Below are 12,794 nucleotides of genomic sequence, written 5' to 3' on the forward strand. Positions count from 1 at the left end.
CTGCTCGGCGGCCCGCACCGGGGCGACCTGGTGCGGGCCGATTTGCATCTCGGGCGTGACTGTCCGATAAGCGGTTCGTTACTTCGTGCGAGGCCGGGAACATGCGGCCGGGAACGGAGGGGGCTCATGGGGGCCAGTGCGTACACCAAGGAGCGGCTGGAGGAGGCGGCTCGGGGGGCGCGGACGTTGTCGGAGGCGTTGGTGCGGTTGGGGGTGGATCCGGGAAGTTCGACGCGGCGATATGTGGCCGAGCGGATGAGGAAGCTGAGGGTGGATACGTCACACTTTGAGCGGGAGGGGGTGAAGTGGACGAGGGAGGTCCTTCAGGCCGCGGTTTCGGCCTCGACGAACATGTGCGAGGTGCTGCGCAATCTTGGGCTGGGCGTCGTTGGCGGACACCACACGCACATCAGCCGCCGGATCAAGGCGTACGGAATCGACACGTCGCACTTCCAGGTACCAACCCGCCGAGGCAGACCCTGGCGCCCGCGGACTCCGGAAGGTTTGCTCGTCGAGCAGCCCGCCGCACAGGCCCGGCGCATTCCGAGTGACCGTCTCAAGTGGGCTATGACGGTGTCGGGCGTTCCGGAACGATGTGCCGTATGCGGTGCGGAGGCGAGCTGGCGAGGCCATCCTCTTCCCCTGGAGGTCGATCACATCGACGGCGACTGGCGAGACAACCGCATCGAAAACCTGAGGTTCCTCTGCCCCAACTGCCACTCGACGACGGACAATTACCGCGGACGCGGCAAGGCCCGCATCAGGAACGGCTCGGTATGAGCGCGAGCGTGCAGTACACCGCCGAACGGTTGACCGAGGCCGCAGCACAGTGCTCCGACATCGGCGAGGTCATCGCGTTCTTTGGCACCCAGCCGTACGGCAATCTTCGCCGCCACCTGTTCCGGCGCTTCGACCATTTCGGGATCGATGTCTCTCACATGCCGCGGCAAAGGCGAACAGGCGGAACACCCGACAGGCCGACGGCCGACGAGCTCCGACGCGCAGTCGAGCAGGCGACATCCATCGCAGGCGCTCTCCGCGCACTCGGGAAGGAGCCTTACAGCAACCGACTGCGCACCCTGTTCCATCAGTGGGTGGCGGAGGACGGCCTCAGCACCGACCACTTCTTGGGGCAAGCACACCAGCGGGGAAAGACCCCTCCGGGCCTCGGCAGGTCTCCCGAGGACATCTTGATCGAGCACGCCGGCAAGCGCCGAACACGAACGGCGCTCCTGCATCGAGCACTCCTTGCCATCGGCGTGCCCGAGGAGTGCGCCGAGTGCGGCATAGGCCCTGAGTGGCTCGGCAAGCCCATGACGCTGGAGGTTGATCACATCAACGGAGACTGGGGCGACGACCGGCGCGAGAACCTTCGGCTGCTGTGCCCCAACTGCCACGCAGTGACCACTACATGGTGCCGAGGCGGTCGACGGCGGGTCCCATAGGGGACGTCTCACCACCGGCCAGCAGCTCGGCCCAGTACAGTAGGGCGCGGCACACGCGCCCGTACGCCAACGGCCGAGCGGCGATCTTTAGGTGGTCGTGTTTGTCGGTTCGAATCCGACCGGGCGCACAGAAGTGGTAGGCCCCCTACCTACGATTCGTAGGTAGGGGGCCTACCTACGCGGGATCAGCCCAGCAGTTCCTTGACCACCGGCACCAACGCCCGAAAAGCCTTCCCCCGATGGCTGATCGCGTTCTTTTCCTCCGCGGTCAGCTGGGCGCACGTCCGCGTCTCCCCCTCCGGCTGGAGGATCGGGTCGTAGCCGAAGCCGTTCGTGCCTACCGGGGCGTGCCGGAGAACGCCCCGCAGCCGGCCCTCGACCACCCGCTCCCGCCCATCCGGCAACGCAAGCGCCGCCGCGCACGCGAAGTGTGCACCCCGGTGTTCCTCCGCGATGTCGGCCAGCTGGGCCAGCAACAGCTGCAGGTTGGCCTTGTCGTCACCGTGGCGGCCGGCCCAGCGGGCCGAGAAGATTCCCGGCGCGCCGTTCAGAACATCGACGCACAGGCCCGAGTCGTCGGCGACGGCCGGCAGGCCCGTGGCCCGGGCCAGGGCGTGGGCCTTCAGGAGCGCGTTCTCGGCGAAGGTCACGCCGGTCTCCTTGACGTCGGGGACGTCGGGGAAGGCGTCCGCGCCGACGAGGTCGTGCGGCAGACCTGCGTCGGCGAGGATCGAGCGGAGCTCGGTGATCTTTCCGGCGTTGCGGGTGGCGAGGATCAGGCGGGTCATGGGGGTCAGTATCCCCCAGGGCCTGTCGGCCCCGGCCCGCACCGGGTCTACGAGGTGCAGACCTTGGTCAGTTCGCCGGCCGCGTCCGTCACCGGGCTGATGTCCGGGGTCTCGTCGCCGTTCTTGATCGCCGTACGGACGTTGTCGACCGCCTTGCCGAGGTCGTCGACGGCCTTGTTGACGTCGGCGTTGTCCGTCTTGTCGCCGATCTTGTCGAGGTTGCGCTCGATCGAGGCCAGGGACTCGTCGGTCTGGGTCGGGTCGTTGGCCGCGTTCTCCACCGCCTGCTGGAGGTCGGTGACGCTGTCGGCGATGTTGTCGGCGGTCTGGACGCAGTCCAGGGCCTTGTTGACGGCGTCGCAGCCGGTGGTGAGGCCGGCGGTGAGCGCGGCGGCCGCCGCGACGGCGGCGATGGCGGTGAGACGGGCTCGACGTGGGCGTCGGCTCGCGGCCATGGTGGTGGTCCCTCCCCCTGGATCGGCTGGCCGAGCGCACGGTGGTGTGCCGTGCGCCCGTACCCATAGGGACGCCGGGGAGGTTGGTGGGGTTGCCCTTTGCGGCCTCGGGTTTTGGTGGTCCCTTTACTTTTCGGTGGCCGCTTCCAGGGCCTGGCGCTGGATGGCGGCCAGGTCGGCGCAGCCGCCCACCGCGAGGTCGAGCAGCGCGTTGAGCTCGTCGCGGGCGAACGGCTCGGCCTCGGCGGTGCCCTGGACCTCGACGAAGCGGCCGTCGCCGGTGCAGACGACGTTCATGTCGGTCTCGGCCCTGACGTCCTCCTCGTAGCAGAGGTCGAGGAGGGGGACGCCGCCGACGATGCCGACCGAGACGGCGCTGACCGTGCCGGTCAGCGGCTGGCGGCCGGGCTTGATCAGCTTCCTGCCGCGGGCCCAGGTGATCGCGTCGGCCAGGGCCACGTAGGCGCCGGTGATGGCCGCGGTGCGGGTGCCGCCGTCGGCCTGGAGGACGTCGCAGTCCAGGACGATGGTGTTCTCGCCGAGCGCCTTGTAGTCGACGACGGCGCGCAGGGAGCGGCCGATGAGCCGGCTGATCTCGTGCGTACGGCCGCCGATCTTGCCCCTGACGGACTCGCGGTCGCCGCGGGTGTTGGTGGCGCGGGGCAGCATGGCGTACTCCGCGGTGACCCAGCCCTCGCCGCTGCCCTTGCGCCAGCGCGGGACGCCTTCGGTGACGGAGGCCGTGCAGAGGACCTTGGTGTCGCCGAAGGAGACGAGGACGGAGCCCTCGGCGTGCTTGCTCCAGCCACGTTCGATGGTGACGGGGCGGAGCTGTTCGGGAGTGCGGCCGTCGATTCGAGACATGGCGACGAGCCTAGCCGCACATACGGAAGGGACTCCTCCCGCGTCGGGAAGAGCCCCTTCCAGGTGAACCGTGAGGCTCACATCATGTCTTCGATCTCCGCGGCGATCGGGTCGGCGTCGGTGCCGATGACGACCTGGATCGCGGTGCCCATCTTCACGACGCCGTGGGCGCCGGCGGCCTTCAGGGCGGTCTCGTCGACCAGCGAGGGGTCGGAGACCTCGGTCCGCAGGCGGGTGATGCAGCCCTCGATCTCCTCGATGTTGTCGATGCCGCCGAGCCCGGCGACGATCTTCTCAGCCTTGGTGGCCATGTTCCTTCTCCCTGATCCGAACCGCTTTGTCGCAGTAACCCACAGTTGGCCCATCTTCGCGAGCGGCCGTGTCGTACGTCCCGAATGATGGCGTTCACGACAGCGGAACCGTCCGCCGACTGGTCTACACCACCCTGTGGACGGCCGCCAAACCCGCCTCTCAGCAGAGCGGTTCGGAGGACGCCGATGAGCGCCGAGAGCAGCGCCGAGAGCACGGTCAGCCCCGGGCGGGCCCGGTGGAACGCGCTGTTCCAGGGGCTGCAGAAGATGGGGCGCAGTCTGCAGTTGCCGATCGCGGTGCTGCCGGCCGCGGGCCTGCTCATCGCCCTGAGCCAGCCGGGCCTGCTCGGCGCGGACGGGCTCGGCTGGACGCCGGTCGCGAAGGTGATGAGCGGCGCGGGCGGCGCGCTGCTCGACGGGTCGCTCGGTCTTCCGCTGCTGTTCTGCGTGGGCGTGGCGATCGGCATGGCCAAGAAGGCGGACGGTTCGACGGCGCTCGCGGCGGTGGCGGGCTTTCTCGTCTACTACGGCGTGCTGCGCCAGTTCCCGCAGGATTGTGCCGCGGGGTCGAGGCCGGTGGCGACGGGCTGTCTGGTGAAGGACGGGACGGTGACCGCCTTCACGTACCAGAACCCCGGGGTCTTCGGCGGCATCGTGCTGGGTCTGATGGCGGCCTTCTTCTGGGTCCGCTTCCACCGCACCCGGCTCGTGGACTGGCTCGGCTTCTTCAACGGCCGCCGGCTCGTCCCGATCATCATGGCGTTCGCCGCCGTCGTCTTCGCGGTGCTGTGCCTGTGGGTCTGGCCGCCGATCGGCAGCGCGCTGGAGAGCTTCAGCGACTGGCTCAGCGGCCTCGGCGCGTGGGGCGCGGGCGTCTTCGGCGTCGCCAACCGCGGGCTGCTGGTGATCGGACTCCACCAGTTCCTCAACGTGCCCATCTGGTTCCAGTTCGGCAGCTACACCAAGCCCGACGGCACGGTGGTGCACGGCGACATCAACATGTTCCTGGCGGGCGATCCGGACGCGGGGCAGTTCACCTCGGGCTTCTTCCCGATCATGATGTTCGCGCTGCCGGCCGCCGCGCTGGCCATCACCCACTGCGCCAAGCCGCACCGCCGCAAGGAGGTGGGCGGCCTGATGCTCTCGGTGGCGCTGACCTCGTTCGTCACCGGCATCACCGAGCCCCTCGAATACTCCTTCCTGTTCGTCGCCCCCCTGCTCTACGCCGTGCACGCGCTGCTCACCGGGGTCTCGATGGCGGTGACGTGGGGGCTCGGCGTGCACGACGGCTTCAGCTTCTCGGCGGGCCTCATCGACTACGTCATCAACTGGCACCTGGCCACCAAGCCCTGGGCGATCATCCCGATCGGCCTGTGCTTCGCCGCCGTCTACTACGTGGCCTTCCGCTTCGCCATCACCACGTTCGACCTGTTGACCCCGGGCCGAGAACCGGAGGAAGAGGTCGAGGACACCACGAAGGCCTGAGGCCGTCCGCCGGTGCCGACGCGACGTAGCTGAACGGGGCATGGGGGCGGCCGTTGCTCGAGCGAAGTCGAGAGCTCGGCGGGAGCGTCCAGCTGCAAGGCGGATGAGGGCGAGTCGGCCGGCCGCGTCGACGCGACACAGGTGAACGGGAGCATGGGGGCGACCCCTGCCATGAGCGAAGTCGAGACCTCGGGGGAGCATCCAGCCGCAAGGCGGGATGAGGGCGGCGACGCGACGACCCCTGGCTCGTGGACCTCGGAACAGGGCGGGCCAGGCCTCGCATCCCCGGACGATCCGCGGACAGGCCCCTGGGCCGAGCGACGCGCGGCCGTCCGGCGAATCAGGGCGAGTCCGCCGGCAGCGGCACCGCCGCGGCACAGGTGAACGAGAGCATGGAGGCGACCCCTGCTTGAGCGGGCCGGGCCCCGTTTCTTCGGGTGACCGCGGACTGGCCCCTGGGCCAGGCGGCGCGCGCCCCGGTGACGGTCGGGTTCTGGGCCCGGGTCGGACGGTCCGGGGACCTTTGTCGTGACCTGCGGCAGGGCCGGGGTGTAGCCCAAATCGTTACGGGAATCGCGGGTTCCTTATGCCGCCTTCATCGTGCTACAACAGGTCTACACCACTCAGTGGTGTAGACCAGAGACGCCGCCGTCCCTTGCCTTCCCGGGCGGCGCCATGCCCACTCCCGGCCTTCGGCTCGGGGGTACCCCCAGGAGGAAGTTGTGACCACGGCCAGCGCCGCTCCCGCGGCCGAGAAGAAGAAGGGCTCCGGCGCGATGGCTGTTCTGCAGCGCATCGGCCGCAGCCTGATGCTGCCGGTGGCGGTCCTGCCCGCCGCCGCCCTTCTGGTGCGCCTCGGCAACACCGACATGCTGGGCCGCCCCTCGTTCCCGACCTTCTTCACGAAGATCGCGGGCTTCATGGCGGCCGGCGGCAACGCGATCCTCGACAACATGGCGCTGCTGTTCGCCGTGGGCATCGCGATCGGCTTCGCCAAGAAGTCGGACGGTTCGACCGCGCTCGCCGCGGTCGTCGGCTATCTGGTCTTCAAGAACGTCCTCGGCACGTTCACCGACAAGAACCTGCCGAAGGTGGCGACGGCCGTCGACGGCAAGGTCGTCATGGTGGACGCCCCGGTGGACGCCAAGGTCCTCGGCGGCGTGGTGATGGGCATCGTCGTCGCCCTGCTCTACCAGCGCTTCTACCGCACCAAGCTGCCGGACTGGGCGGGCTTCTTCGGCGGCCGCCGTCTCGTCCCGATCCTGTCGGCCCTCGCGGGCCTGGTCATCGGCATCGTCTTCGGCTACATCTGGCCGGTCCTGGGCACGGGTCTGCACAGCTTCGGTGAGAAGCTCGTCGGTTCGGGCGCCGTCGGCGCCGGCATCTTCGGTGTCGCCAACCGCGCGCTGATCCCGATCGGCATGCACCACCTGCTGAACTCGTTCCCCTGGTTCCAGGCGGGCGACTACCACGGCAAGAGCGGCGACATCGCCCGCTTCCTGGCCGGCGACCCGACCGCGGGCCAGTTCATGACCGGCTTCTTCCCGATCATGATGTTCGGTCTCCCGGCGGCCTGCCTGGCCATGGTCCACTGCGCCCGCCCGGAGCGCCGCAAGGTGGTCGGCGGCATGATGCTCTCGATCGCGCTGACCTCGTTCGTCACCGGCGTCACCGAGCCGATCGAGTTCACCTTCATGTTCATCGCCCCGGTCCTGTACGCGATCCACGCGGTCCTCACCGGCGTCTCGCTGGCGCTGACCTGGGCGCTCGGCATGAAGGACGGGTTCGGCTTCTCGGCCGGCGCGGTCGACTTCGGACTGAACCTCGGCATCGCGACCAACCCATGGGGCCTGGCCGTGGTCGGCCTGTGCTTCGCGGCGGTCTACTACGCGGTCTTCCGCTTCGCGATCATCAGGTTCAACCTGCCGACGCCGGGCCGCGAGTCCGACGAGGAACTGGCGGAACTGCAGAAGGCCGAGGCCAAGTAGCCCGGTCCGCGAACAGTGCGACGGCCCCGGAACTCCCGTTCCGGGGCCGTCGTGGCATGGGGGGTTCAGACCTCGTACGTCACACGCGGCGCGGCCAGGTCCACCGGGCCGTCGAAGACCTCGCGGGCGTCGGCGAGGTTGATCTCGGGGTCGGTCCAGGGCGGGATGTGGGTGAGGATCAGGCGGCCCGCGCCCGCCCGGGCCGCCGTCTCGCCCGCCTCGCGGCCGTTGAGGTGCAGGTCCGGGATGTTCTCCTTGCCGTGCGTGAACGCGGCCTCGCACAGGAACAGGTCGGTGTCCCGGGCCAGCGCGTCGAGCGCCCCGGTGACGCCGGTGTCGCCGGAGTACGTCAGCGACTTCCCGCCGTGCTCGATCCGGATGGCGTACGCCTCGACGGGGTGCCGGACCTTCTCGGTGTGCACCGTGAACGGGCCGATCTCGAACGTGGACGGCTTGACCGTGTGAAAGTCGAAGACCTCGCTCATGGACGACGCGGTGGGAGTGTCGGCGTAGGCGGTGGTCAGGCGGTGTTCCGTGCCCTCGGGTCCGTAGACGGGGATCGGGTCGGCCGGGCCGCCGTCGTGCCGGTAGTAGCGCGCCACGAAGTAGGCCAGCATGTCGATGCAGTGATCGGCGTGCAGATGGCTGAGGAAGATCGCGTCGAGGTCGTAGAGACCGCAGTGGCGCTGCAGCTCGCCGAGGGCGCCGTTGCCCATGTCGAGAAGCAGCCGGAAGCCGTCGGCCTCTACGAGGTAGCTCGAACAGGCCGATTCCGCGGACGGAAACGACCCCGAGCAGCCGACGACGGTGAGCTTCATGAAGCAGAAACCTCCGTGGACGGGACATCGGGAGATCCGGACGATGACGGATCCGGTCGGATACGGGGAGAGGTCAGACGAGAGGCTGACGGGAGTCGTGCGGTTTGTTGAGCGTAAGGCGCAAAAGGGCCGGTCGCTCCTCCGCCAGGGGCCGTTGTGGGCGAACTCACCTGTGCTGTCACCGGTTCGGCTGGACCCGGGGCGCAGCAGGCTTGTGAGAGGGCGCGCATTGGGGGGCGCGCGCCGGTAACGTCGTGCGTATGGACACGTCATGGTGGCTGGCGCTCGCGGCAGTGGTGCTGCTCGCGCTGGTCGCCACGCTCGTCGACGGGTGGGGGCGGGGACATCGGGGGCAGCGGCTCCGGACCCGGCCGCCGGGACGGCGGGAGGGTCCTCGGGAGCGGGCGGCACGGCCGCACCCCGGGGACATCTGGTGGGCGAACGTGCCGTACGAACAGGAGCCGGGTGGCAAGGACCGGCCCTGTCTGGTGCTGGCCGTGCGCGGCAACCGGGCGACGGTCGCGAAGATCACCAGCAAGTACCACGACGAGCGGGCCGGGGTGATCCCGCTGCCGCCGGGCTCGGTCGGCGACGCCCACGGCCGTCCGAGTTTCCTGGAGACCGATGAACTGCGGCAGGTCCCGGTCCGGGACTTCCGCCGCCGGGTGGGCGTGGTCGATCCGGTCCTGTGGGACCAGGTTCGACACCTCGCGGGCTGAACGGGTTCAACGTACCCGCACCGTGACCGTCCATTCCTCGATCCCCTGGCAGGACATCTGACCGGGGCTGCTGGGCTGCGCGCACAGCGGCCGCGACGAGGAGAGCTTCGCGGTGCCGCGGGCCACCGCGTCGTAGGCCGCGACGGCGTCGCCCGGGAGGATGACGATGCCCGCGTTGGCGGCCTTCAGCGCGTCGCCGGTGACCGTGACCGGCTTCCACGGGCGGTCCTGGGTGCCGTCCAGGGTGAGCCGGACCTGTCCGCCCGTCGTCAGGCAGAGGGTGCGGCCGTTGTCGGCGGCGGTGAGTTCGGTGTGGCTCACGCAGTCGGCGGCGTCGGTGCGGGTCGGCGCGGGTGACGTGCTGGAGGACGTACCGGGGGACGTGCCGGAAGAAGGGGACGTGGGGGTGGTCGTCCCGGTCGCACCAATCGTCGCGGAGGACGTGCTCGGTGACACCGTGCCGCTGCCCCCGCCCGTCCCCCCGTTCTGCGAGCCGCAGCCCGCGATCGCGACCGTGGCCGCTGCCGCGAGGACGAGCGTCGCTACGAACCTCGTACGGAACATGGGGGTGACCGCCTTTCCGCGTGGACCGGAACCTGGTGCAGATGTGACGTTCCACCTGTGCATCCGGATCCCGGAAGGACCCCGGCCGAGTCCGACGGCCGGGGTCCCCCACTCAGCGGAACGCGATCAGCCGGTCGTCACGGCGGTGTCGTCCACCACGAAGCTGGTCTGCAGCGAGGAGTCCTCCACGCCGCTGAACTTCAGGGTGACCGTCGAGCCCGCGTACGAGGACAGGTCGAAGGACTTCTGCGCGTAGCCGGTGGCGGCGTTGAGGTTCGAGTACGTCGCCAGGGTCTTCGAACCGGCGGTCACCGTCAGCTTGTCGTACTGGGTGCTGCCGGTGGTTTCGTCGGTGTCGACGTGCAGGTAGAAGGTGAAGGTGGCCTTGCACCCGGCCGGGACGGTCACCGACTGGGACAGCGTGTCGGTGTGCGAGGAGCCGTAGCCGTCCAGCCAGGCCTTGTAGGAACCGCCGTGCGCGGCCTCACCGCTGTCGCTGGTGATGACACCGCTCGACGCGGTCCAGGTCGTGTTGCCCGACTCGAAGCCCGGGTTGCCGAGCAGCTGCGCGGAGGTGCAGGTGCCGCCGGAGGAGCCGACGGTCCAGCCGAAGGACGTCGAGCCGGTGGCGCCGGTGGAGTCGGTCGCGGTGACGGTGACCTGGTAGGTCCCCGCGGTGGACGCCGTACCGGAGATCAGGCCCGTGGAGCCGTTGATGGACAGGCCGGTCGGCAGTCCGGACGCGCTGTAGGTGAGAGCCGCGCCCGCGCTGTCGCTCGCCGATATCTGCAGGCTGACCGAGCCGCCGGTGGTCGTGGACTGGCTGCCGGGGTTGGTGACGGTCACCGTGTTGCCGCTGCTGGTGCCGGAGACGAAGGCGGCGGTGCCGTTCGGGGTGCCCCACCCGGTCGGGCCGTCGTAGCCGGTGCCCGCGGTGCAGAAGTACGAGGTCGAGCAGCTGCCGTTGTTGCCGCTGGTGACGTCGTACAGGTTGGAGGTGTGGGAGTAGGGGTACTTCGCCGGGTAGTCGGCGGAGCCCGGGGTGCCCGCGAGGGCGTAGACGCCGGCGACGATCGGGGCGGAGGCGCTGGTGCCGCCGTAGACCGCCCAGCCGGAGCCGCCGTAGGTGTCGTAGACCGCCACGCCGGTGGCCGGGTCGGCGACCGCGGAGACGTCGGCCTCCATGCGCTTGGAACAGCCGCTGTCGGTCTGCCAGCTCGGCTTGGGGTCGTAGGCGGAGCATCCGGAGCCGGTGCCCTCGGTGGAGCTGGTCTTCCAGACCGACTCGCTCCAGCCGCGCGCGTTCGAGGCGGTGGTCAGCGCGGTGCCGCCGACGGCGGTCACGTACTGGGAGGTCGCCGGGTACTCGGCGCCGTAGGCGGAGTCACCGGAGGAGACGGTGATCGCGACGCCCGGGTGCTTGAAGTACTGGGTGTCCTCGCTGGTCTGGGAGGAGGACTCGGAGCCGCCCCAGCTGTTGGAGACGAACTTGGCGCCGAGCGCGACGGCCTCGTTCTCGGCGATGCCGAGGTCGGTGTCGTTCGCGGAGTCGGCCTCGACCAGGATGATGTTGCAGTTGGGGCAGACCGCGCTCACCATGTCGATGTCCAGCGCCTCTTCACCGGCCCAGCCGGTGTCGTTCGTGGGCAGCGAGGTGGTCGAGCCGGTCTGACTTACCTGCTTGAAGCAGCCGTTGGCCTTGGTGCAGGCGGACAGGCCGTACGTCGAGCGGTAAGTGGCCAGGTCCGACTCGGCGTTGGGGTTGTTGTAGGCGTCGACGATGGCGACGGTCAGGCCGGAACCGCCGGTCGAGGGCAGGTTGTAGGCACTGTGCAGGTTGGCCGGGCCGAGGCCGGAGGGCGCGGCGGCGAGGGCCGCGGCCAGCCTCTGCTTGATGTCGGTGCGGCGCTGGGCGTAGCAGGAGGCGTGGCCCGGCTTCGCGGTGGCGCACAGGTGCGTGGTCGGCACCTTCTGACCGGCCTTGCCTGTGGAGTGGAAGGCCTGCCGCTCCGGGGCGGTCAGGGCCTTGGCGTTCTGGGTGGCCCGAGTGGTGTGGGTGGGGGTCTGCGCCCCGGCCGTGGGCGCCGCGACGAGTCCGGCGACGGTGAGGGCGAGGGCGGGCGCGGCGACGGCCACGAGTCTTCGCAGACTCCGGCGACGCCCGCTCGGGCGTGAGTCACGCATGGGGTACTGCCTCCATCGGTGGGGTCGAACTGGATGGGCAGGCCCGTGACGCGCGTAGCGGCGGCGAACCGCGCAGCCATGAGCATGACACTCAAGGGAGTGCGCTGGGACCGTAGTCCCGGCCCGACGACCCGGGCAGTACCGGAGAAAGATCTTTGCCGCTCCATAGTCAGCGTTTAGCCCCCTCATGAGAGGGGGCTGGCGGCTGCTTGATGAGCCCTATGCCCAGAGCTGACCCTGGAGCGTCTCGATGGCCTCCTCCGTCGTGGCGGCCGTGTAGACGCCCGTGGAGAGGTACTTCCAGCCGCCGTCGGCCACGATGAAGACGATGTCGGCGCTCTCGCCGGCCTTCACCGCCTTCTTCCCGACGCCGATCGCGGCGTGCAGGGCGGCGCCCGTCGAGACGCCCGCGAAGATGCCCTCCTGCTGGAGGAGCTCCCGGGTGCGGGTGACCGCGTCGGCCGAGCCGACCGAGAAGCGGGTGGTGAGGACGGAGGCGTCGTACAGCTCCGGTACGAAGCCCTCGTCGAGGTTGCGCAGGCCGTAGACCAGGTCGTCGTAGCGCGGTTCGGCGGCGACGATCTTCACGTCAGGCTTGTGCTCGCGCAGATAGCGGCCGACGCCCATCAGGGTGCCGGTGGTGCCGAGGCCGGCCACGAAGTGGGTGATCGACGGCAGGTCCGCGAGGATCTCCGGGCCGGTCGTGGCGTAGTGCGCGCCGGCGTTGTCCGGGTTGCCGTACTGGTAGAGCATCACCCAGTCGGGGTGCTCGCCGGCCAGCTCCTTGGCTACGCGTACGGCCGTGTTGGAGCCGCCCGCGGCCGGGCTGGAGATGATCTCGGCGCCCCACATGCCGAGCAGGTCCCGGCGCTCCTGCGAGGTGTTCTCGGGCATCACGCAGACCATGCGGTAGCCCTTGAGCTTCGCCGCCATGGCCAGGGAGATGCCGGTGTTGCCGGAGGTCGGCTCCAGGATGGTGCAGCCCGGGGTGAGCCGGCCGTCCTTCTCCGCCTGCTCGATCATGTGCAGGGCGGGACGGTCCTTGACCGAGCCGGTCGGGTTGCGGTCCTCCAGCTTCGCCCAGATCCGGACGTCGGCGGACGGCGACAACCGCGGCAGGCGCACCAAGGGGGTGTTGCCCACCGCGGCCAGCGGGGAGTCGTAGCGCATCGG

The 12,794-nt window shown here is 69.8% G+C and carries 13 protein-coding genes and 1 tRNA gene; 6 read left to right on the forward strand and 8 right to left on the reverse strand.

What is annotated here, in order from left to right; translation table 11 throughout:
• Positions 1–126 precede the first annotated feature (126 nt).
• From ACWGKT_RS03065 to ACWGKT_RS03075, 3 genes are all read left to right on the forward strand, one after another.
• Positions 127–780, forward strand: a complete 654-nt coding sequence (locus ACWGKT_RS03065) for an HNH endonuclease signature motif containing protein (protein ID WP_453272230.1) — start codon at positions 127–129, stop codon at positions 778–780.
• Positions 777–1,445: an HNH endonuclease gene (locus tag ACWGKT_RS03070; RefSeq protein ID WP_453272231.1), complete on the forward strand. Its 669-nt coding sequence runs from the start codon at positions 777–779 to the stop codon at positions 1,443–1,445. The genes ACWGKT_RS03065 and ACWGKT_RS03070 overlap by 4 nt, the downstream gene beginning before the upstream one ends.
• A 55-nt stretch (positions 1,446–1,500) precedes the next feature.
• Positions 1,501–1,573 (forward strand) — tRNA-Leu (locus tag ACWGKT_RS03075).
• A gap of 57 nt (positions 1,574–1,630) precedes the next feature.
• Here ACWGKT_RS03075 and rdgB read toward each other — a convergent pair.
• The 4 genes from rdgB to ACWGKT_RS03095 all read right to left on the reverse strand — a co-directional run bounded on the left by rdgB (position 1,631) and on the right by ACWGKT_RS03095 (position 3,863).
• Positions 1,631–2,233 carry an RdgB/HAM1 family non-canonical purine NTP pyrophosphatase gene (rdgB, locus tag ACWGKT_RS03080; protein WP_453272232.1) on the reverse strand — a complete coding sequence of 201 codons (603 nt, stop codon included), beginning with the start codon at positions 2,231–2,233 and terminating at the stop codon, positions 1,631–1,633.
• Between the two features lie 47 nt (positions 2,234–2,280).
• A complete protein-coding gene (locus ACWGKT_RS03085) occupies positions 2,281–2,688 on the reverse strand; it encodes a hypothetical protein (protein WP_453272233.1) in 408 nt (135 codons plus the stop codon).
• A 126-nt stretch (positions 2,689–2,814) separates the two neighbouring features.
• Positions 2,815–3,552 carry a ribonuclease PH gene (gene rph / locus ACWGKT_RS03090; RefSeq protein WP_356142832.1) on the reverse strand — a complete coding sequence of 246 codons (738 nt, stop codon included), beginning with the start codon at positions 3,550–3,552 and terminating at the stop codon, positions 2,815–2,817.
• A gap of 77 nt (positions 3,553–3,629) precedes the next feature.
• A complete protein-coding gene (locus ACWGKT_RS03095) occupies positions 3,630–3,863 on the reverse strand; it encodes a glucose PTS transporter subunit EIIB (protein WP_235458450.1) in 234 nt (77 codons plus the stop codon).
• Between the two features lie 186 nt (positions 3,864–4,049).
• Between ACWGKT_RS03095 and ACWGKT_RS03100 the strand changes: the two genes are divergently transcribed.
• Positions 4,050–5,348 carry a PTS transporter subunit EIIC gene (locus ACWGKT_RS03100; protein ID WP_453272234.1) on the forward strand — a complete coding sequence of 433 codons (1,299 nt, stop codon included), beginning with the start codon at positions 4,050–4,052 and terminating at the stop codon, positions 5,346–5,348.
• Between the two features lie 722 nt (positions 5,349–6,070).
• Positions 6,071–7,336: a PTS transporter subunit EIIC gene (locus ACWGKT_RS03105; RefSeq protein WP_356142828.1), complete on the forward strand. Its 1,266-nt coding sequence runs from the start codon at positions 6,071–6,073 to the stop codon at positions 7,334–7,336.
• 65 nt (positions 7,337–7,401) lie between these two features.
• Here ACWGKT_RS03105 and ACWGKT_RS03110 read toward each other — a convergent pair whose 3' ends face one another.
• Positions 7,402–8,154, reverse strand: coding sequence for an MBL fold metallo-hydrolase (locus ACWGKT_RS03110; protein ID WP_453272235.1), 753 nt, complete (start codon positions 8,152–8,154; stop codon positions 7,402–7,404).
• 260 nt (positions 8,155–8,414) lie between these two features.
• Here ACWGKT_RS03110 and ACWGKT_RS03115 point away from each other — a divergent pair, with 260 nt between their 5' ends.
• Positions 8,415–8,873 carry a type II toxin-antitoxin system PemK/MazF family toxin gene (locus ACWGKT_RS03115; protein ID WP_453272236.1) on the forward strand — a complete coding sequence of 153 codons (459 nt, stop codon included), beginning with the start codon at positions 8,415–8,417 and terminating at the stop codon, positions 8,871–8,873.
• Positions 8,874–8,879: 6 nt separating this feature from the next.
• On the opposite strand, the gene ACWGKT_RS03120 is transcribed toward ACWGKT_RS03115, so the two are convergent.
• From ACWGKT_RS03120 to ACWGKT_RS03130, 3 genes are all read right to left on the reverse strand, one after another.
• Positions 8,880–9,437 carry a hypothetical protein gene (locus ACWGKT_RS03120; RefSeq protein ID WP_453272237.1) on the reverse strand — a complete coding sequence of 186 codons (558 nt, stop codon included), beginning with the start codon at positions 9,435–9,437 and terminating at the stop codon, positions 8,880–8,882.
• Between the two features lie 126 nt (positions 9,438–9,563).
• Entirely contained in the window at positions 9,564–11,621 is a 2,058-nt protein-coding gene (locus tag ACWGKT_RS03125; RefSeq protein ID WP_453272238.1) for a putative Ig domain-containing protein, read from the reverse strand.
• A 219-nt stretch (positions 11,622–11,840) separates the two neighbouring features.
• Complete coding sequence (locus ACWGKT_RS03130; RefSeq protein ID WP_453272239.1) at positions 11,841–12,791, reverse strand: PLP-dependent cysteine synthase family protein; 951 nt, start codon at positions 12,789–12,791, stop codon at positions 11,841–11,843.
• Between the last annotated feature and the right edge of the window lie 3 nt (positions 12,792–12,794).

It is taken from the genome of Streptomyces sp. NPDC054794, assembly GCF_053611585.1.